The organism is Streptomyces albiflavescens (genome assembly GCF_014645835.1).
GTDB lineage: Bacteria > Actinomycetota > Actinomycetes > Streptomycetales > Streptomycetaceae > Streptomyces > Streptomyces albiflavescens.
Window position 1 is genome coordinate 188,000 of sequence record NZ_BMMM01000006.1, and the last position, 20,002, is coordinate 208,001.

The 20,002-nt window shown below is 68.0% G+C and carries 16 protein-coding genes and 1 tRNA gene; 7 read left to right on the top strand and 10 right to left on the bottom strand.

Going from position 1 to position 20,002, the window contains the following annotated elements; genetic code table 11:
- The first annotated feature begins 311 nt into the window (after positions 1-311).
- Complete coding sequence (locus IEY95_RS18375; protein ID WP_189187121.1) at positions 312-680, top strand: DUF6344 domain-containing protein; 369 nt, start codon at positions 312-314, stop codon at positions 678-680.
- A gap of 253 nt (positions 681-933) precedes the next feature.
- On the opposite strand, the gene IEY95_RS50400 is transcribed toward IEY95_RS18375, so the two are convergent.
- The 10 genes from IEY95_RS50400 to dnaA all read right to left on the bottom strand — a co-directional run bounded on the left by IEY95_RS50400 (position 934) and on the right by dnaA (position 15,948).
- The gene (locus IEY95_RS50400; RefSeq protein ID WP_308429324.1) at positions 934-2,364 is read right to left on the bottom strand and encodes a PA14 domain-containing protein; all 1,431 of its coding nucleotides are present in this window, start codon (positions 2,362-2,364) and stop codon (positions 934-936) included.
- A gap of 294 nt (positions 2,365-2,658) precedes the next feature.
- A tRNA-Ile gene (locus IEY95_RS18390) sits at positions 2,659-2,735 on the bottom strand.
- Between the two features lie 111 nt (positions 2,736-2,846).
- A complete protein-coding gene (locus IEY95_RS18395; RefSeq protein WP_189187122.1) occupies positions 2,847-3,548 on the bottom strand; it encodes a DUF3566 domain-containing protein in 702 nt (233 codons plus the stop codon).
- An 18-nt stretch (positions 3,549-3,566) separates the two neighbouring features.
- Positions 3,567-6,161: a DNA gyrase subunit A gene (gene gyrA / locus IEY95_RS18400; RefSeq protein WP_189187123.1), complete on the bottom strand. Its 2,595-nt coding sequence runs from the start codon at positions 6,159-6,161 to the stop codon at positions 3,567-3,569.
- Positions 6,162-6,203: 42 nt separating this feature from the next.
- Positions 6,204-8,267 carry a DNA topoisomerase (ATP-hydrolyzing) subunit B gene (gyrB, locus tag IEY95_RS18405; protein WP_308429325.1) on the bottom strand — a complete coding sequence of 688 codons (2,064 nt, stop codon included), beginning with the start codon at positions 8,265-8,267 and terminating at the stop codon, positions 6,204-6,206.
- Between the two features lie 476 nt (positions 8,268-8,743).
- Complete coding sequence (locus IEY95_RS18410) at positions 8,744-9,319, bottom strand: DciA family protein (protein ID WP_189187125.1); 576 nt, start codon at positions 9,317-9,319, stop codon at positions 8,744-8,746.
- The gene (recF, locus tag IEY95_RS18415; protein WP_189187126.1) at positions 9,316-10,437 is read right to left on the bottom strand and encodes a DNA replication/repair protein RecF; all 1,122 of its coding nucleotides are present in this window, start codon (positions 10,435-10,437) and stop codon (positions 9,316-9,318) included. The genes IEY95_RS18410 and recF overlap by 4 nt, the downstream gene beginning before the upstream one ends.
- A gap of 130 nt (positions 10,438-10,567) precedes the next feature.
- Positions 10,568-11,443, bottom strand: a complete 876-nt coding sequence (gene gnd / locus IEY95_RS18420) for a phosphogluconate dehydrogenase (NAD(+)-dependent, decarboxylating) (protein WP_189187127.1) — start codon at positions 11,441-11,443, stop codon at positions 10,568-10,570.
- Positions 11,444-11,606: 163 nt separating this feature from the next.
- The gene (dnaN, locus tag IEY95_RS18425) at positions 11,607-12,737 is read right to left on the bottom strand and encodes a DNA polymerase III subunit beta (protein WP_189187128.1); all 1,131 of its coding nucleotides are present in this window, start codon (positions 12,735-12,737) and stop codon (positions 11,607-11,609) included.
- A gap of 1,099 nt (positions 12,738-13,836) precedes the next feature.
- Positions 13,837-15,948, bottom strand: a complete 2,112-nt coding sequence (dnaA, locus tag IEY95_RS18430; RefSeq protein WP_189187129.1) for a chromosomal replication initiator protein DnaA — start codon at positions 15,946-15,948, stop codon at positions 13,837-13,839.
- Between the two features lie 398 nt (positions 15,949-16,346).
- Here dnaA and rpmH point away from each other — a divergent pair, with 398 nt between their 5' ends.
- The 6 genes from rpmH to rsmG all read left to right on the top strand — a co-directional run bounded on the left by rpmH (position 16,347) and on the right by rsmG (position 19,982).
- A complete protein-coding gene (gene rpmH, locus IEY95_RS18435; RefSeq protein WP_006381191.1) occupies positions 16,347-16,484 on the top strand; it encodes a 50S ribosomal protein L34 in 138 nt (45 codons plus the stop codon).
- 21 nt (positions 16,485-16,505) lie between these two features.
- Positions 16,506-16,877: a ribonuclease P protein component gene (rnpA, locus tag IEY95_RS18440; protein WP_189187130.1), complete on the top strand. Its 372-nt coding sequence runs from the start codon at positions 16,506-16,508 to the stop codon at positions 16,875-16,877.
- Positions 16,874-17,239 (top strand): membrane protein insertion efficiency factor YidD, encoded by a 366-nt coding sequence (gene yidD, locus IEY95_RS18445; protein ID WP_189187131.1) that lies wholly within the window; start codon positions 16,874-16,876, stop codon positions 17,237-17,239. Before rnpA ends, yidD begins: the two co-directional genes overlap by 4 nt.
- A 3-nt stretch (positions 17,240-17,242) precedes the next feature.
- Positions 17,243-18,544 carry a membrane protein insertase YidC gene (yidC, locus tag IEY95_RS18450; RefSeq protein ID WP_189187132.1) on the top strand — a complete coding sequence of 434 codons (1,302 nt, stop codon included), beginning with the start codon at positions 17,243-17,245 and terminating at the stop codon, positions 18,542-18,544.
- 15 nt (positions 18,545-18,559) lie between these two features.
- Positions 18,560-19,069 carry a Jag family protein gene (locus tag IEY95_RS18455; protein WP_067376675.1) on the top strand — a complete coding sequence of 170 codons (510 nt, stop codon included), beginning with the start codon at positions 18,560-18,562 and terminating at the stop codon, positions 19,067-19,069.
- Positions 19,070-19,265: 196 nt separating this feature from the next.
- A complete protein-coding gene (gene rsmG / locus IEY95_RS18460; protein ID WP_189187133.1) occupies positions 19,266-19,982 on the top strand; it encodes a 16S rRNA (guanine(527)-N(7))-methyltransferase RsmG in 717 nt (238 codons plus the stop codon).
- Positions 19,983-20,002: the final 20 nt, after the last annotated feature.

Consider the following 20,002-nt stretch of genomic DNA (forward strand, 5'->3'; position numbering starts at 1 on the left):
AGGGGACCTCTGGCGCCCGACTATACACACCGACCGATATCGATCGGTGACCTGGATCGGCCCTCAACTCCCGCCCGGAACACAGCGATAGAACCGGACGTGACCACTCCGATCGAAGAGTGATCACAGGGTGATCACACCTCACAGACAGTAATTTTCGCCACGATCTCTGACTTTTCGGGTCTCTTGCGGCCATCCGGGTGGTGTTCATCTGAACATCGACGCGCCACGGGCGTCGGTCCACCACTTCGCGGCCCACATACACATCATGAGGAAAGTACGCAAATCGCCTGACCCGAAAGTGAGGGGCCATGACCCAGAACAAGGTCATGAAGCTGTGGACCGCCTTCGTCACCGCCTTCCTGGCACTGTGCACGGCGCTCGGACTGATCACGACCACCGCGGCCGCCGCCGTACCGCAGGCCGAGGCGACGCGCAACAGCGCGCCCTCCCTGACGCTGCCGGCGATGTCCCACAGGACCTGGCCCACCAGCCGGGCCCTGCCCCCCACGATGAAGCAACGCATCCGCGCCGAGGCCCACGGCTCCTCGCCGAGCTGCCGCCACCGCCCGCCCGCCGACGACGTCATGGCGGACATCTCAGCCCTCTGCGGCCCCCAGACCCTCACGAAGGCCGACACGGAGCTTGCCACGGAGCCCATCGCACCCCTCCAGCGCTGAGCACGCGCGGCACCACCCCACGGCACCCCTGACGTAGCGGCGAACTTGCGTACAAAGCCACACAGGGTGAAGACCCGGCACCTCGTATGAGGTGCCGGGCCTTCCGCATGCCGAAGTACCCCGGCCGGACGGTTGCACGAGGACTTCTCGGCGCGCTCGACGCAAAGACCCCCAACCATGATCGGTTGGGGGTCTTCGTGCTGGTGGGGCCGGCAGGGGCCTCCGGGCCCCTGCCGCGTGTTCCCCGTGACCGTCAGCCGACCGGCACGGTCATGGCACGGATCTCGCTGTACGGCGAGTAGTTCCCGGCCGTGTCATAGGTACGGGCCCGGTACTCATAGGTGCGCCCGTCGGCGGGCAGCGGGTCGCAGACGGTGGCCTCGGCGGGGTCGAGGCGCGGGTCGTAGGCCTTGTGCAGGGCGACCGACCAGGTGTTCGTCCCCGCTTCGCGGCGCTCGATCTCGAAGCCGAAGAAGTCGCGGATCGGGGCGGGCGTGTAGTCGGTGGCGGTCGCCTTGATGCCGCCCGCGCAGGAGCCCAGGGTCAGGTCGGGGGCGTAGGCGGGGGCGATGCCGTCGGGGATGTCGAGCCAGAGCTCATTGGTGGCGGTGGAGTCGAGCCGGCTCGGGTTGTAGGTGGTGGTGCCGCCGTCGTTGGTGACGAGGACGCGGTAGTGGCGGGTCTCGCCGTCTGCGGTGACGGGGCCGGTGGTCCAGGTGTTGCCCTGGGTGGTGCCGAGCGGGACCCAGACGTAGGAACCGTCCACGTTGTCGTTGCTCAGGACCGTGTAGTGGTCGAATTGCGGCTCGGTGTTGAGGGGCCACTTCAGGGTGACCTTGCCGGTCGCCTTGTCGTAGGTGCCGGTCAGGGAGGTGACGACGGGCAGGGGACGGACGATGGTGTCCGTGCTGCCCGACGAGGTGTTGCCCGCCTTGTCCTTGGCCCGAACCTCGTAGTAGTAGGGCGTGCGGTCGTCGGGGTTCACGAGGGGGTCGGTGTGGCTGCGGGCGGTGGTCGTGGTGACCGCCGTCCAGGTGCTGGAGCCGACGGGCCGCCGGTAGAGGGAGTAACTCGCCAGGTCCATCTCCTTGCTGGCGGACCAGGAGACGGTCGTCTTGCGGGTCGTGGTGTTGTAGGCGGTCTTCACGCCGGTGGGGGCGAGTGGCTTCGTCTTGTCGTACGTGGCCGAAGTCCGGGGCATGTACGCGTACGTGACCTTCGCGGCGCCGGTCCAGTTCACGTAGTCGACGCGGAGGGTGTGCTTGCCGGAGGGGACGGTGAGATTGACGCTCTTGGAGCGGGCGGTGTCACCGGTTCCCTGCCACAGGTCGATCTTGCGGACGCCGTCCAGGTAGACGCGGACGCCGTCGGTGGCGGAGGCGGTGAACGTGAAGGGACCGCCGGAGCCGAAGTCGCGGGTCACCGACCAGCGGACACCGAAATTGTTCGACGGCAGGCCGGAGACCGGGCTGCCGGACCAGCTCTGGCTGATGGTGCTGTCGCAGTCGGTCTTCACCGGAGAGCCGGAGAACGAGGTGTTCTTGTAAAACGTCCGCGTGTAGACGTTGCTCGAGCAGGTGACGTCGGCGGCTGCCGCCTGCGGGGCGGCGACCAGCAGACTGCCGAGGACGACGGCGGACAGGGCGCCACCGGTCCGGGCGGCGGCGAGACTCTTCAGGTGCACGGGGACCCTTCGCGCTGTGCGGGGAGGAGGTACAGCGTGGAGACTCGTCAGGTGGGAGGAAAGTTGCACGCGGGATGGGAGCTCCCCGCACACGCCACTACGGACCCGCAGTCGGGAACGGCGCCCCCTCCCTCCCGGTGCCGGCAGATCCCCCGCCGGAGGCACGCAGCCGGGGCTGGATGTCGGCCGAACTCCTGGAGGACCCGCTGATCGGCTGACAGGCTGCCCGCGGACGTGGATGTCCGCCGTGAATGTCAAAGGCCCCCGATCCGTACGGACCGGGGGCCTTCTCGCTGGTGGGGCTAACAGGATTTGAACCTGTGGCCTCATCCTTATCAGGGATGCGCTCTAACCAACTGAGCTATAGCCCCGCCGCGCTTTGCGGTGTGTGTCCCGCGCGCTGACCTCTGAAGATTAGCGCACGACGTGGCCAGTCCCAAAATCGATAGTCGGCCGACGTTTGAGCGGGCGCCTTCCGGCGTCTACTCGTCCTCGGCCAGCGTCAGCTCGACGCCCCCGACAAAGCCCGCGGAGAGGTTGTAGATGAACGCGCCGAGGGTGGCCAGCGCGGTGGCGAGAACCACGTCGATGACCGCGATGACCGCGGTGAACGTCAGGACGCGCGGGAGCGAGAGGAACGACTGGAGGTCGAATCCGTTGGATTCGTTCGAGCCCGTCGCCTCCGAGATCGTGCCGCCGACCGTCGAGAAGACGCCCATCGCGTCCATGACCATCCACAGCACCGCGGCCGCCACGATCGTGCAGATGCCGAGCGCGATGGAGAGCAGGAAGCTGACCTTCATCACCGACCACGGGTCGGCCTTGGCGACCCGCAGCCGCGCCTTGCGCGTGCGCGGTGTCGTACGCGCCCCGGTGCGAGGCCGACGGACCGCGCCCGCCGGCGGCTGCTGAGCCGGGTACGCCTGCGGAGGGTGGTACGGCTGAGCCGTCTGCGGCTGCCGCTCCCCCGGAAGGGGGGAACCCGGCGGCGGCGAGCCAGGCGCCGCCGGAGCGGCGGCCGGGGCTGCGTGCCCGCCCGCGTACTGCTGGGCCTGCGGGCCTCGGGTGTCCGTCACAGTTCCCCCCTGGGATCCATGAGAGTCATGGGAGTCAGTATGCGTGGCGGGGCCACGGCCGCCGTCCGTTTCCGTACCGGTCGATCCGGCGCCCGTGGCTCCGCTCACGATGACTCACTCCTCGCGCTACTCGGCCGAGGACTGCTCGCCCTCGTCCGTACCGATGGCCTCGGCACCTTCGGCGGACTCGTCCACGGTGATGTCACCGTCGACTTCCTCCGCCTCACGACCGGCCTCGGCGTTACGTGCGATACCGACCACGGCATCGCGCTTGCCCAGGTTGATCAGTTGGACGCCCATGGTGTCACGGCCTGTCTCCCTGACCTCGTTGACTCGCGTGCGAATCACACCGCCGGACAGCGTGATGGCGAGGATTTCATCCGTCTCCTCGACCACCAGCGCGCCGACGAGCGACCCACGGTCCTCGACGATCTTGGCGGCCTTGATACCGAGGCCGCCGCGACCCTGGACGCGGTACTCGTCAACGGCGGTCCGCTTCGCGTACCCACCGTCTGTAGCAGTGAACACGAACGTACCGGGTCGAACAACATTCATCGAGAGGAGCTGGTCTCCCTCGCGGAAGCTCATGCCCTTGACGCCCGAGGTGGCACGGCCCATGGGGCGCAGCGCGTCGTCCGTAGCGGTGAACCTGATCGATTGCGCCTTCTTGCTGATCAGAAGCAGATCGTCCTCTGCCGAGACCAGCTCGGCTCCGATCAGCTCGTCGTCGGATCCGTCCTCCGTTTCACGGAGGTTGATCGCGATGACACCACCGGAGCGCGGGGAATCGTAATCCTTCAGGGGCGTCTTCTTCACAAGACCGCCCTTGGTGGCGAGGACCAGATAAGGCGCCGCTTCGTAGTCGCGGATCGCGAGGATCTCGGCGATCGCCTCGTCCGGCTGGAAGGCCAGCAGGTTGGCGACGTGCTGTCCACGCGCGTCACGGCCGGCGTCGGGAAGCTCGTACGCCTTCGCCCGGTAGACGCGCCCCTTGTTGGTGAAGAACAGCAGCCAGTGGTGCGTCGTCGACACGAAGAAGTGGTCGACGATGTCGTCTTCCTTGAGCTTCGTGCCGCGTACGCCCTTGCCGCCGCGCTTCTGGGACCGATAGTCGTCCGCCTTCGTGCGCTTGACGTAGCCGCCGCGCGTGATGGTGACGACGATGTCCTCTTCGGCGATCAGGTCCTCGATGGACATGTCGCCGTCGAAGGGCACCAGCTTGGATCGGCGGTCGTCGCCGAACTTCTCGACGATCGCGGCGAGTTCCTCACTGATGATGCCGCGCTGGCGCACCGGCGAGGCCAGGATCTCGTTGTACTCGCGGATCTTCGCCAGGAGCTCGTCGTGCTCCTGGATGATCTTCTGGCGCTCCAGGGCTGCGAGCCGGCGCAGCTGCATCTCGAGGATCGCGTTGGCCTGGATCTCGTCGATCTCCAGGAGGCCCATCAGGCCCTCGCGCGCGATCTCGACGGTGTCACTGCGCCGGATCAGCGCGATGACCTCGTCAATGGCGTCCAAGGCCTTCAGGAGGCCTCGCAGGATGTGCGCGCGCTCCTCGGCCTTGCGCAGCCGGAACCTCGTACGGCGGACGATGACCTCGATCTGGTGCGTCACCCAGTGGCGGATGAACGCGTCGAGCGACAGCGTGCGCGGGACGCCGTCCACCAGCGCCAGCATGTTGGCGCCGAAGTTCGTCTGCAGATCGGTGTGCTTGTAGAGGTTGTTCAGGACGACCTTGGCGACCGCGTCCCTCTTGAGCACGATCACGAGACGCTGGCCGGTGCGGGACGACGTCTCGTCGCGGACGTCCGCGATGCCGCCGACCCTGCCGTCCTTCACCAGGTCGGCGATCTTCTGCGCGAGGTTGTCGGGGTTGACCTGGTAGGGGAGCTCGGTGACCACCAGGCACTGGCGGTTCTGGATCTCCTCGACCTCGACGACCGCACGCATCGTGATGGAGCCACGGCCCGTGCGGTACGCCTCCTCGATGCCCTTCCGACCCACTACAAGGGCGCCGGTCGGGAAATCGGGGCCCTTGATGCGCTCGATCAGGGCGTCCAGAAGCTCCTCGTGGCTCGCCTCGGGGTTCTCCAGGTACCACTGGGCGCCGGCCGCGACCTCGCGCAGGTTGTGCGGCGGGATGTTGGTGGCCATGCCGACCGCGATGCCCGCCGAGCCGTTGATCAGCAGGTTCGGGAAGCGGGAGGGCAGAACGGTCGGCTCCTGGGAGCGGCCGTCGTAGTTGTCCGTGAAGTCGACGGTTTCCTCGTCGATGTCACGGACCATCTCCATGGACAGCGGCGCCATCTTGCACTCGGTGTAGCGCATGGCGGCCGCGGGGTCGTTGCCCGGGGAGCCGAAGTTGCCGTTGGAGTCCACCAGCGGCATCCGCATCGACCACGGCTGCGCGAGTCGGACCAGCGCGTCGTAGATCGAGGAGTCGCCGTGCGGGTGGTAGTTGCCCATGACGTCGCCGACGACGCGGGCGCACTTGTAGAAGCCCTTCTCGGGCCGGTAACCGCCGTCGTACATGGCGTACAGGACGCGGCGGTGGACGGGCTTGAGCCCGTCCCGGACGTCGGGCAGCGCGCGCGACACGATGACGGACATCGCGTAGTCGAGGTACGAGCGCTGCATCTCGGTCTCGAGCCCGACGGGCTCGACACGCAGGACGATCTCGCCGCCTTCTTCAGGCGTACTGGGGGTGTTCTCGTCGGCCATTGCTGGTGAAGATCCTTTCTGATGCGGTCAGCTGAGACCGACTCAGATGTCGAGGAAGCGGACGTCCTTGGCGTTGCGCTGGATGAACGCGCGGCGCGCCTCGACGTCCTCGCCCATGAGGACCGAGAACAGGTCGTCGGCCTGGGCGGCGTCGTCGAGGGTGACCTGGCCGAGGACGCGGTGCTCCTGGTCCATTGTCGTGATGCGCAGTTCCTCGGCGTTCATCTCACCGAGACCCTTGAAGCGCTGGACCGAGTCGTCCTTGATGCGCTTGCCGTTCTGGCGGCCCAGCTCGATCAGGGCGTCGCGCTCGCGGTCCGAGTACGCGTACTCGAAGTCGTCCCGGCCCCACTTGATCTTGTAGAGCGGCGGGCGGGAGAGGAATACGTGCCCGGCCTCGACCAGCGGCCGCATGAAGCGGAACAGGAAGGTCAACAGCAGCGTGTTGATGTGCTGGCCGTCGACGTCGGCGTCCGCCATCAGGATGATCTTGTGATAGCGGAGCTTTTCGATGTCGAAGTCCTCGTGGACTCCGGTACCGAAGGCGGAGATCAGTGCCTGGATCTCCTGGTTCTGCAGGATCTTGTCGATCCTGGCCTTCTCGACGTTGAGGATCTTGCCTCGGATCGGGAGGATCGCCTGGAACTGCGGGTTGCGGCCGGACTTGGCCGAGCCGCCGGCGGAGTCACCCTCGACGATGAAGATCTCGCACTTGGTGGGGTCGTTCGACTGGCAGTCGGAGAGCTTGCCCGGCAGGGAGGCCGACTCGAGGAGGCCCTTACGGCGAGTGAGGTCACGCGCCTTGCGGGCTGCCACGCGCGCGGTGGCGGCCTGGATGGACTTGCGGATGATGTCCGCGGCCTCGTTCGGGTTGCGGTCCAGCCAGTCGTTGAGGTGCTCGTAGACCGCCTTCTGGACGAAGGTCTTCGCCTCCGTGTTGCCCAGCTTGGTCTTGGTCTGGCCCTCGAACTGGGGCTCGCTCAGCTTGACGGAGATGATCGCGGTCAGACCCTCGCGGATGTCGTCGCCCGTGAGGTTGTCGTCCTTCTCGCGCAGCAGCTTCTTGTCGCGCGCGTACTTGTTGATCAACGAGGTCAGCGCCGCGCGGAAGCCCTCCTCGTGCGTGCCGCCCTCGTGGGTGTGGATGATGTTGGCGAAGGAGTACACGCCCTCGCTGTAGCCGCTGTTCCACTGCATCGCGACCTCGAGGGACAGGCTCTTGTCCTTGTCCTCGGCCTCGAGGTCGATGACGGTGGGGTGCACCGCGTCTCCCTTGCGGGAGTTGAGGTACTTCACGAAGTCGACGATGCCGCCCTCGTAGTGGTAGGCGACGGTCTTGACCTCGTCCTTTTCGTCCGCACCCGCCTCGTCCGCCCCGGCGGTGGCCTTCGCCGACTCGCGCTCATCAGTGAGTTTGATCGTCAAACCCTTGTTGAGGAACGCCATCTCCTGGAAGCGCCGCGAGAGCGTCTCGAAGGAGTAGTCGGTGGTCTCGAAGATGTCCGCGTCGGCCCAGAAGGTGACCGAGGTGCCGGTCTCGTCCATGGCCTCGTGCTTGACGAGCGGGGCCGTCGGGACGCCCATCTTGTAGTCCTGCGTCCAGCGGTGGCCGTCGGTCTTGACCTCGACGGAGACCTTGCTCGACAGGGCGTTCACGACGGAGACGCCGACGCCGTGCAGACCGCCGGAGACCGCGTAGCCGCCGCCGCCGAACTTGCCGCCCGCGTGCAGGACCGTCAGCACGACCTCGACGGCCGGCTTGTTCTCGGAGGGGACGATGCCCACCGGGATGCCGCGGCCGTTGTCGACGACACGCACGCCGCCGTCGGCGAGGATCGTCACGTCGATCGTGTCCGCGTGGCCGGCCAGCGCCTCGTCGACGGAGTTGTCGACGACCTCGTACACGAGGTGGTGCAGTCCGCGCTCACCGGTCGAGCCGATGTACATGCCGGGTCGCTTGCGGACCGCGTCCAGACCCTCGAGGACGGTGATGGCGCTGGCGTCGTACGAGGCTGTGACCTCGCCATTGGCGCCGGCATCGATGGACGGGATGTTCTCGTTGGGGTTGCCGGAATCGGCCACGAAGCGCCCTTTCTGGCACAGCACAAGCTTGGCTCGTCGGCGGGTTGCCGGAGCGGCTGCGGCATGTTGCGTTGGTAAGCCTTGATCAGCGTTGCACACCGTTTCCCGATGGGTCCCCTCGAATGGGGCGGGATTAGCCTCCAGTCTACCGGTAGCGCCGACAGTGATGGGGGTTTGCCGGTACCTGAGTCCGCATGTGCCGCCCTGAACCGGTCTCGGCCGACTCCCCATATACGGACCCGGGCCCAAAGAGGCTCACAGCGGCACTCAGCGCTTCCGGGTGTCAACCCTTGGCTACTGCGGAGTCAGGTCGGTGTTCACCACCGCATGCGGTCGCCCGTGACCGCCGACCGGGGTCGCTCCGCGATCGGCTGTGCCGCAGGACAGGGGCCGCTTCATGATCGGCTCTGACCCACGCCCGGGGCCCCCTCATGATCGGCCGCATCGACGGTCCCGCTCGGTCGTGATCAGGGGTGACGGCCTGTTTTCGCAGGCCTCGGTCACCCGTAGGTGTCGCCGGGACCCGTGCTGCCGGGAGCGCGCAGGGGCCCGAAGCGGCGCGCAGGACCCCCGGGGCCCTGCACCTTGATCAACCGCACCGTGCCGTGCCCGAGGTCCTGGTTCAGCCGCGCGACCAACTGCGGGGCGAGCAGGCGCAGCTGGGTCGCCCAGGCGGTCGAGTCGCACTGCACCGTCAGCACCCGCTCCTCCTCGTCGTAGCGCTGTGGCACACAGTGCTTGGCCAGGTCGTCGCCGACGATCTGCGGCCAGCGGCCCATCACACCGCCCACCGCGGCCGGGGTCTCCCAGCCACGCTCGGTGAGCAGCCGGTTGATGGCGGCGCCGAGCGCCATGGGGTCGCGCCCGTCGGCGCGCGCGCCGGAGCGCAGGCCGCCGCGCCGCGCCTGCTTCTTCTGCTGCGCCGCGTCCCCACGCGCGCGTGCCTGCTCCTTCGCGGCGCGCAGGGCCACGCGCGCGAGGTCGACGCCGGAGGGCTCGGGGGTGTTCTTCCCGGGGCTGGGGGCTTCGCCGGATGCGCCTTCGGGAGCGTTTTTTCCGGGTGTGTTCTCCGTCATACGCGCTCCACCGTGCCCTCGGACACGGCATACCGCGTCCCCGCCAGTACGTCCGGGACGTCGTCGTCGACCGCGGCGGTCACCAGCACCTGCTCGCCCGAGGCGACGAGTTCCGCGAGACGCTCCCTCCTGCGCGTGTCCAGCTCCGCGAACACGTCGTCCAGGACCAGCACCGGCTCATTTCCCTCGGCCCTGAGCAGGTCGTACGAGGCCAGGCGCAGCGCCAGCGCGTACGACCAGGACTCCCCGTGGGAGGCGTATCCCTTGGCGGGCAGCTGACCGAGTTTGAGAAGCACATCGTCTCGATGGGGTCCTATCAGGGTCAGGCCCCGCTCGATCTCCTGCTTGCGCACCTCGGCGAGCGCCGCCATCAGCTGCTCGTACAGATCCTCTCGCGTGTGCGCCTCGCCGGGTGCGGACGGCTTGTACTCCAGCGCGACCGGCCCGCCTCCGGGCGCCAGCTGCTCGTACGCCTTGTCGGCCAGCGGCTGGATCGCGGAGATCAGGTCGAGCCGCTGGGCGAGCAGCTCGGCGCCCACGCGCGCGAGGTGCTGGTCCCACACGTCGAGCGTGGACAGGTCCATGGTGCGGCCGCCGTGCCGCCGGGCCAGCGCGGCCGACTTCAGCAGGGTGTTGCGCTGCTTGAGGACCCGGTCGTAGTCCGAACGGACACCTGCCATCCGCGGCGAGCGGGCGGTGATCAGCTCGTCGAGGAAGCGGCGCCGCTCGCCCGGGTCCCCCTTGACCAGGGCGAGGTCCTCCGGGGCGAACAGCACGGTTCGTACGATGCCGAGGACATCACGGGGTCTGACCTGCGAGGACCTGTTGATGCGGGCGCGGTTGGCCTTGCCGGGGTTCAGCTCCAGCTCGACGAGCTGCTGGCGCTCGCCCTGGCGGACATTGGCCCGGATGATCGCCCGGTCGGCGCCCATGCGGACGAGCGGCGCGTCGGAGGAGACGCGGTGGCTGCCGAGGGTGGCGAGGTAACCGACGGCCTCGACCAGATTCGTCTTGCCCTGCCCGTTGGGGCCCACGAACGCGGTGACGCCCGGGTCGAGCGGAACCTCTACCCGGGCGTACGAGCGGAAGTCGGCCAGCGACAGATGCGTGACGTGCATGGTCGTTCGCCGACCTCCCCCAGCGTGGTGTTTCGGTACTTCCCGACGGTCGGGTCGGCCCCGGCCGTCGGGTTTTTTCCCCCGGCTGTGGACAACCGGGGCGCCTCGGGTGGTGAACCCGGGGCGCGGATCAGGCCTTCTCGACGGCGTGGCCGCCGAACTGGTTGCGCAGCGCCGCGATCATCTTCATCTGCGGCGAGTCGTCCTGCCGCGAGGCGAAGCGTGCGAAGAGCGACGCGGTGATCGCGGGCAGCGGCACCGCGTGGTCGATGGCGGCTTCCACGGTCCAGCGGCCCTCGCCGGAGTCCTCCGCGTAGCCCTTGAGCTTGTCCAGGTGCTCGTCGTCGTCCAGCGCGTTGACGGCGAGGTCCAGCAGCCAGGAGCGGATGACCGTGCCCTCCTGCCAGGAGCGGAAGACCTCGCGTACGTCCGTCACGGAGTCGACCTTCTCCAGCAGCTCCCAGCCCTCGGCGTAGGCCTGCATCATGGCGTACTCGATGCCGTTGTGGACCATCTTCGCGAAGTGGCCCGCGCCGACCTTGCCAGCGTGCACCGACCCGAAGTCGCCCTCGGGCTTGAGCGCGTCGAAGATCGGCTGCGCCTTGGCGACGTTCTCCTCGGTGCCGCCGTACATCAGCGCGTAGCCGTTCTCCAGGCCCCAAACGCCGCCCGAGACACCGCAGTCGACGAAGCCGATGCCCTTGATGCCGAGCTCGACTGCGTGCTTCTCGTCGTCCGTCCAGCGGGAGTTTCCACCGTCCACGACGACGTCGCCCGGCTCCAGCAGAGCGGCCAACTCGTCGATGGTGGCCTGGGTCGCGGCACCGGCCGGGACCATGACCCACACCACGCGCGGGCCCTTGAGCTTGCCCACAAGTTCTTCAAGGCTGTGGACATCGGCGAGGTCCGGGTTGCGGTCGTATCCGATGACGGTGTGGCCTGCGCGGCGTATCCGCTCGCGCATGTTGCCGCCCATCTTGCCGAGGCCGACGAGACCGAGCTCCATCAGTTGTTCCTTAGGGGTTGCGACGTGGCGTGAGGGCACTCTCGTACCTAGGTCCGAGCCTAAACCCGGACGCTCACGCACACCTGTGGGCATAGCCGCTCAGACGAACGCCCCACCTGCGCATTCGCCCGCCGGACCGTGCGGTCCAGCGGGCCACGACGGCTCAGCCGGACAGGCGCACCGGCATGATCAGGTACTTGTAGGCCTCGTCCGCCTCGGCGTCCACGGCGGGCTTGCCGCTCAGCAGCGCGGGCTTCGTGGACGTCGTGAAGGACAGCTGGGCCACCGGCGAGTCGATGGCGCTCAGTCCGTCGAGCAGGAACGTCGGGTTGAAGGCGATCGAGATGTCGTCGCCCTCCAACTGGGCGTCGACCCTTTCCACAGCCTGTGCGTCGTCGCTCGAGCCAGCCTCCAGGATCAGCACACCCTGCTCGAAGCTGAGCCGCACCGGGGTGTTCCGCTCGGCGACCAGGGCCACACGCTTGACGGCCTCCACGAAGGGGGCGGTCTCGATCACGGCCACGGAGTTGAACTCCGTCGGGAACAGCGTGCGGTACTTCGGGAGGTCGCCTTCGAGCAGACGGGTGGTCGTACGCCGCCCGGCGCCCTCGAAGCCGATCAGGCCCTCGCCCGCACCCGAGCCGGACAGCGCCAGGATCACGCTGTCGCCGCTCGTGAGGGCCTTGGCGGTGTCCAGGAGCGTCTTGGCGGGCACCAGGGCGACCGCGGACGCGTCCGGGTTCTCCGGCTTCCACAGGAACTCGCGGACCGCGAAGCGGTAGCGGTCGGTGGAGGCGAGGGTGACCGTGTCGCCCTCGATCTCGATGCGCACGCCGGTGAGGACGGGAAGGGTGTCGTCACGCCCCGCCGCGATGGCCACCTGGGCGGCGGCCGAGGCGAAGACCTCACCCGGGACGGTGCCGGTCGCCGACGGCATCTGCGGCAGCGCCGGGTACTCCTCCACAGGCAGGGTGTGGAGTGTGAATCGCGAGGAGCCGCAGACCACGGTCGCCCGTACACCGTCTGTGGAAATCTCCACCGGCCGGTTGGGGAGGGCGCGGCAGATGTCCGCGAGGAGGCGGCCGGAGACGAGGACCGTGCCCTCTTCGTCGACCTCCGCGTCCACGGAGACGCGTGCCGAGACCTCGTAGTCGAAGCTGGAGAGGCTGAGGGCGCCGTCCTCCGCCTTCAGCAGGAGGCCGGCGAGCACAGGCGCCGGCGGACGGGCCGGGAGGCTGCGTGCCGCCCAGGCCACTGCCTCCGCGAGTACGTCGCGTTCCACCCGGATCTTCACCGTTGCCGCCTCCGTCTGTTGCCGGCGCTCTCGCCCTGCTGGCCTTCGTCGTCTGACTCGGTGTCGCTCGGCCCTGTGAGGGGAAGGACACCGGAGAACAGTCTGACGCACCGCGCTGACAGTCGGTGCCCCTCGGGGTCAAGTCGTGCCGAGCGGCACCTGAGCCTCCGAGAGCGAGTTGTGCACAGCCCCGTCTTCGAAACGATTCCCAGGCTCTCTCTAGTTGGTCTTAGTAGTAGGCCCTGTGGAAACCGTGGATAACCGTGTTTTCGCAGCTCAGAGGCGATTTTTTGTCCACTGACCCTGTGGGCGGAGGCGGTGGACAACCGGGGGTCTCTGTGGACGACGAAAAGTTCTGCACACTCGATGCACAGCCCGGGGCCACTTCTCCCCAGCGCTGTCCCCAGCTTTACCCACGTTCCCCACAGGCCAACCGGGCACCTTTGTGTGACGCCTTTCACTCGACACGGTGAGAAGGCGCGTCGCGTTGCCGAACAGTGGACAGAGGTGTGGAGAAGCTGGGGATCACTGGGGACAACCGGCTCGGGCCTGTGGGTCGCCGGTGGACAACTTCGTGCACACCCTGTGGATCTTTCCTTCGTCCACAGTCTGTGGAGAGTCTTCGTCCACGAATCCACAGGGGGTTGACCTGGTCCGATGGTCTCTCACCAGAGGCCCCTGTGGACACGATCGGGACAACTTCCCAGTCCCCAGGGTGTGGACGCCGGAAAGTCACCGAATCTGTGGAGAGTGGCCGTAACCGGGCGCGTATTCGAACAGCAGGTGTCGGGTCGATAGCGGCGACAAGGGGGCGGAAGCCTTCGGCACGCGTACGAGAACCGCGAAAGACGCCTTCGGGGCGCGCTAGAGAACGGTGGTGGGCGCCCTCGGCGCCTGCACCAGAACGCCTGTGGTTGCCCCTCGACGCGGGGACGTGAAGGTCTGCGGTCGCCCTCGAGGCGGGGAGGTGAAGGCCGACGACCGCCCTCGAGGCGGGACGAGAAAGCCGGCGGTCGCCCTCGACGCGCCCACTGGAACGGCGAAAGGCGCCCTCGGGAGCGTGTCCCGGGGCGCCCTCGGCGGCGTACCGCCGTGCCCGTCAGCCGTTCTTGATGCGGTTCGTGAGTTCGGTGACCTGGTTGTAGATGGAGCGGCGCTCGGCCATCAGCGCGCGGATCTTGCGGTCGGCGTGCATGACGGTCGTGTGGTCGCGGCCGCCGAACTGTGCGCCGATCTTCGGCAGCGACAGGTCGGTGAGCTCCCGGCACAGATACATGGCGATCTGTCGCGCCGTCACCAGGACACGGCTGCGCGAGGAACCGCACAGGTCGTCCACCGTCAGGCCGAAGTAGTCGGCGGTGGCCGCCATGATCGCGGTCGCGGTGATCTCGGGGGCCGAGTCCTCGCCCCCGGGGATCAGGTCCTTGAGGACGATCTCGGTCAGACCGAGGTCCACCGGCTGCCGGTTCAGCGACGCGAACGCCGTCACCCGGATCAGCGCGCCCTCCAGCTCCCGGATGTTGCGCGAGATCCGGGACGCGATGAACTCCAGTACCTCCGGCGGAGCGTTGAGCTGCTCCTGCACCGCCTTCTTACGAAGGATCGCGATACGGGTCTCCAGCTCGGGCGGCTGGACGTCCGTGATCAGACCCCACTCGAAACGGTTCCGCAGTCGGTCCTCCAGGGTCACCAACTGCTTGGGCGGCCGGTCGGAGGACAGCACGATCTGCTTGTTCGCGTTGTGGAGCGTATTGAAGGTGTGGAAGAACTCCTCCTGCGTCGACTCCTTGTCCGCCAGGAACTGGATGTCGTCGACCAGCAGGATGTCCATCTCCCGGTACCGCTTGCGGAAGCTGTCGCCCTTGCCGTCCCGGATGGAGTTGATGAACTCGTTGGTGAACTCCTCGGAGCTCACATAGCGCACGCGCGTGCCCGGGTACAGGCTGCGGGCGTAGTGCCCGATCGCGTGCAGCAGGTGCGTCTTGCCGAGGCCCGACTCCCCATAGATGAAGAGCGGGTTGTACGCCTTCGCAGGCGCCTCGGCGACAGCGACCGCGGCGGCGTGTGCGAAGCGGTTGGAGGCGCCGATGACGAACGTGTCGAAGAGGTACTTCGGGTTGAGGCGCGCGGTGGGCTCGCCCGGACCGGTCGCCGGCGCCGGCTGCGCGGCCAGCGGGCCGGGGGCACCACTGGAAGAAGGCAGCGCGGGGCCGCCGCGGTGCACCTGGCCGCTGCCCGAGGGCGGCTCCTGAAGATCGCGGCGATCGGGGCGCTGGTCGTAGTCGGAGCGCGGCTGGTCGTAGTCCGGGCGCTGCTGCTCGTACGGCGGGCGCTCCATGGACTGCGGGCGGTAGTCCTGCGACGGCGAGGCGTACGGGTCGCGCTCCGGGAAGCCGAGGCGCTGCTGCTGCCAGCCGTAGTCGTCCTGCGAGTGCCGCGGCCAGGCGCCCGGCTCGGGGCGCTGGTAGTCCGGGTAGGCGGGACGGGCAGTCGGGAGCTGGTCGGGGTGGCCCGATGAGTGCTGGTCCGGGCGGCCGGACGGCAGCTGGTCGCTGGGGGCGCCCGGGAGGTGGTCGGGGCGGCCGTTTCTGCGGTCGTCGGCGCGGTGGCGGCCGTACCCCTCGTAGCTGTCGCGGCGCTGGGTGTCGTAAGGGCTGCGCTCGTCGCGTCCCTGGGGCTCGTAGGCGTTGCGTTCGCCGCGCCCCTCGGACTCGTAGCCGCTGCGCTCGTCGCGTCCTTGGCCGTCGTAGCTGCTGCGCTCGTCGCGTCCTTGGCCGTCGTAGCTGCTGCGCTCGTCGCGGCCCTGGCCGTCGTAGCTGCTGCGCTCGTCGCGGCCCTGGCCGTCGTACGCGTCGCGGACCTGGCCCGACCCGGAGGGCAGCTCGGGCTCCTCGTATCGGGACTGTGCCTGCGGTGCCGGGGCCGGGGGCTCACCGGCGGAGTCGTCGACGGTGATCGCGATCCGGATCGGGCGGCCGCACTCACGGCTCAGCGTTTCGCTGACGATCGGCGCGAGGCGACCTTCGAGTACGCCCTTCGCGAACTCGTTCGGGACCGCGAGGAGCGCGGTGTCCGCGACCAGCGCCAATGGCTGGCAGCGCTTGATCCAGTGTTCGTCCTTCACCTCGACACCCTGACCGCGGCCCTCACCGAGGAGCTGTTCGAGTACTCGTGGCCACACTGCGGCAAGATCGGCAGGTACGTCAGCCACAGGGCACGCTCTCTCATGGGTCCCACGAACGTGTGGTTCTGGGAACGGGTTGGGAAGTCAGTCGGGTGGGGCGGGGGGAACAAAACCGCTGCGGCGGTGGGAAGGGAACGAATCGGAGTCCAGCCACGGTAGTCAGGGCGACCGGTGCGGTTCAAGTTGTTGTCCCCAGCCTGTGGATAGTGTCTCCCGGCAGGGGCTGGTTTGACCGGATGGCGTAGCCGCGCGTACCGTAACCAGGTCGAGTTGTCGATGGCTGCTGCCGCCTGCCTCCGATGGGCACAGATCGCGAAGAGTGATCGGGAAGCGGTGCACTCGGGCGTAATACGAGCTACCTCGTGGGCGCACGGTGACAGCCAGGACGGCACCCCGCCACCACCGATTCTTTCTGGAGCCCCCGAGTGAGCAAGCGCACCTTCCAGCCGAACAACCGTCGTCGCGCCAAGACCCACGGCTTCCGCCTGCGGATGCGCACCCGTGCCGGCCGCGCGATTCTCGCGAACCGTCGTGGCAAGGGTCGCGCCAGCCTGTCCGCCTGATCACTTACAGGTCATGACGTCGTGCTGCCTACCGAGCATCGGCTGAGGCGGCGCGAGGACTTCGCGACCGCGGTACGCCGAGGACGCCGGGCCGGACGCCCGCTCCTCGTCGTCCATCTACGTAGCGGTGCAACGGACCCGCACGCGCCTGGGGAGAGCGCTTCCCCGACGCGTGCGGGTTTCGTCGTGAGCAAGGCCGTGGGTGGAGCGGTCGTACGCAACAAGGTGAAGCGCAGACTTCGCCATCTGATGCGTGACCGAGTCGCTCTGCTGCCCCCCGGTAGCCTGGTAGTCGTACGAGCGCTGCCCGGTGCGGGCGACGCCGACCATGAACAGCTGGCCCGAGACCTGGACGCTGCCCTTCAGCGGCTGCTGGGAGGGGGCGCGCGATGAAGTACCCGCTGCTGGCTCTTATCAAGCTGTACCAGTGGACGATCAGCCCGTTGCTCGGGCCGGTCTGCAAGTACTACCCGTCGTGCTCCCACTATGGCTACACGGCCATCGACCGGCACGGTGCGATCAAGGGAACGGCACTCACCGCCTGGCGCATCCTCCGGTGCAATCCGTGGTCGCTGGGCGGTGTGGACCATGTTCCGCCGCGCAAGCGTCCGCGGTGGCACGAAATGCTGCGTAACGCCTGGCGTGCACGCAAGGGCGGGAACTCCGCCGCCGAACCGGCCACCGAGGGGCACGGTATGTCCGACCACCCCTCAAGCCCGGCCGCCGAGACCCCGTCCCATGCTCAAGGAGCCTGATTAGTGGATACGATTGCCAGTCTTTTCAGCTTCATCACGACACCCGTTTCCTGGGTCATCGTCCAGTTCCACGCCGTGTACGGGAAGATCTTCGGTCCCGATACGGGCTGGGCCTGGGGCCTGTCCATCGTGTCCCTGGTGATCCTGATCCGTATCTGCCTGATCCCGCTCTTCGTGAAGCAGATCAAGGCCACTCGGGCCATGCAGACGCTGCAGCCCGAGATGAAGAAGATCCAGGAGCGCTACAAGAACGACAAGCAGCGCCAGTCCGAAGAGATGATGAAGATGTACAAGGAGGCGGGTACCAACCCGCTCTCCTCGTGCCTTCCCATCCTGGCGCAGTCCCCGTTCTTCTTCGCCCTGTACCACGTGCTCAACGGCATCGCGACCGGCAAGACGATCGGCGTCATCGACGATCCGCTGCTCGCCAGCGCCCGTAAGGCGCACATCTTCGGCGCCCCGCTCGCGGCGAAGTTCACCGACAGCGCCGACAAGGTCGCCCAGCTCGGTGCCACGCTGACCGATGTCCGTGTCGTGACCGCGATCATGATCGTGCTGATGTCGGGCTCGCAGTTCTACACCCAGCGTCAGCTGATGACGAAGAACGTCGACACCACGGTGAAGACACCCTTCATGCAGCAGCAGAAGATGCTGATGTACGTCTTCCCGGTCATGTTCGCCGTCTTCGGCATCAACTTCCCGGTCGGTGTCCTCGTCTACTGGCTGACCACCAACGTGTGGACCATGGGCCAGCAGATGTACGTCATCCGCAACAACCCGACTCCGGGCAGCAAGGCCCAGGCCGCGTACCTGGAGCGCCTGCAGAAGCACGTCACGCACCACGGCAAGACCCGCAGCCGCCGCGAGAAGGCCATCGTCAAGGCCATCGTTTCCAAGGGCCGCGACCGCAACGAGTTCGAGCGCAAGTTCATCAACAGCCTGACCAAGGTGGGCCTGGCGGCCCAGTCCGACGGCGCCGTGCTGAAGAGCGAGAGCGCAACCGTTGTGGAGACCGAGGACGGCACCCCGACCACCACAGGTGGCGCCGCTCCCAAGCGCCAGCAGCCGAAGCGGCAGTCCAAGTCCCAGCGCCAGTCGGGCACGGTGGCCGGTACGCCGAAGGCGGCGGGCGAGGCCGCGGCCGAGCCGAAGACCTCGCTGAGCAAGTCCGACGAGCCTGAGGACGCCAAGCCCGCCCCCAAGGGGGCCGGCGGTGGAAACAAGCCCGGCAGCGGTACCCGCAGCAAAGCCCAGTCCGGACAGCGCAAGGGCCCGCAGCGGCCCAAGTCCCCCTCCAAGAAGTAAGAAGGAGTCCATCCCGTGACGGAAGGCACCACCTCCGCCGCCGCTGAGGGCGACACCCTGACCCGCCTTGAGCAGGAAGGCGAGATCGCGGCGGACTACCTCGAGGGTCTGCTGGATATCGCCGATCTCGACGGCGATATCGACATGGACGTCGAGGCCGACCGCGCCGCTGTCTCGATCATCAGCGACGCGGGCAGCCGCGATCTGCAGAAGCTGGTCGGCCGGGACGGCGAAGTACTGGAGGCCCTCCAGGAGCTCACGCGCCTGGCCGTGCACCGGGAGACCGGCGACCGTAGCCGCCTGATGCTCGACATCGCGGGCTACCGCGCCAAGAAGCGCGAGGAGCTCTCCGAGCTGGGTGCCAAGGCCGCGGCCGAGGTCAAGAGCTCCGGTGAGCCCGTGAAGATGAAGCCGATGACGCCCTTCGAGCGCAAGGTGGTGCACGACGCGGTCAAGGCCGCGGGACTGCGCAGCGAGTCCGAAGGCGAGGAGCCGCAGCGCTTCGTCGTCGTGCTTCCCGCCTGATCGGTACGTACGTTCCTCCGGCCCCGTCTGTTGCGCAGGCGGGGCCGAACTTTGTCAGCCTGGTAGTCCCTGACAGCTGGTAGCCCCCCGGCAGCTGTAGAAGTCCCCGACAGCTTCGGTCCCGGCAGCTGTGGTCCCTGATAGTCCTGGAACTCAGCGCTCAGTGCGCTCATGCGGTACGGAAGGACGGTCCCCCGTGACGGAGGCAGCGGAGCTTCCCCCTGCGCCCGAGCAGGCGCGCGAGGTATTCGGCGATCGCTTCGCGGACGCGGTCCGGTACGCGGAGCTGCTGGCCGAGGCGGGAGTGCAGCGCGGGCTGATCGGCCCCCGCGAAGTGCCCCGGCTGTGGGAGCGACACCTGCTGAACTGTGCGGTGCTCTCCGAGGTCGTGCCGGAGGGCGTCACCGTGTGCGACGTCGGCTCCGGCGCCGGGCTGCCGGGCATCCCGCTGGCCCTCGTCCGCGAGGACCTCAAGATCACACTGCTCGAGCCGCTCCTGCGCAGGACCAACTTCCTCACCGAGGTCGTCGAGCTGCTCGGCCTCGACCATGTCACCGTCGTGCGCGGTCGCGCCGAAGAGGTCATGGGGACGCTGCAACCCGTCCACGTGGTAACGGCCAGGGCCGTAGCTCCGCTGGACCGGCTGGCGGCGTGGGGGATCCCACTGCTTCGCCCGTACGGCGAAATGCTCGCGCTCAAGGGCGACACCGCCGAGGAGGAACTGAAGGCCGCCGCCACGGCTCTCAGTAAGCTCGGCGCCGTGGAGACGTCCATCCTGCACGTTGGTGAGGGCGTCGTGGACCCGCTGTCCACCGTGGTGCGGGTGGAGGTCGGGGAGAGCCCCGGCGGGGTGCGCTTCGCGGCGAAGCGAGCCAAGGCGGCCCGGACGGGACGCACCCGACGGCGCCGCTGACCCACGAGGTTTCCGGTTCT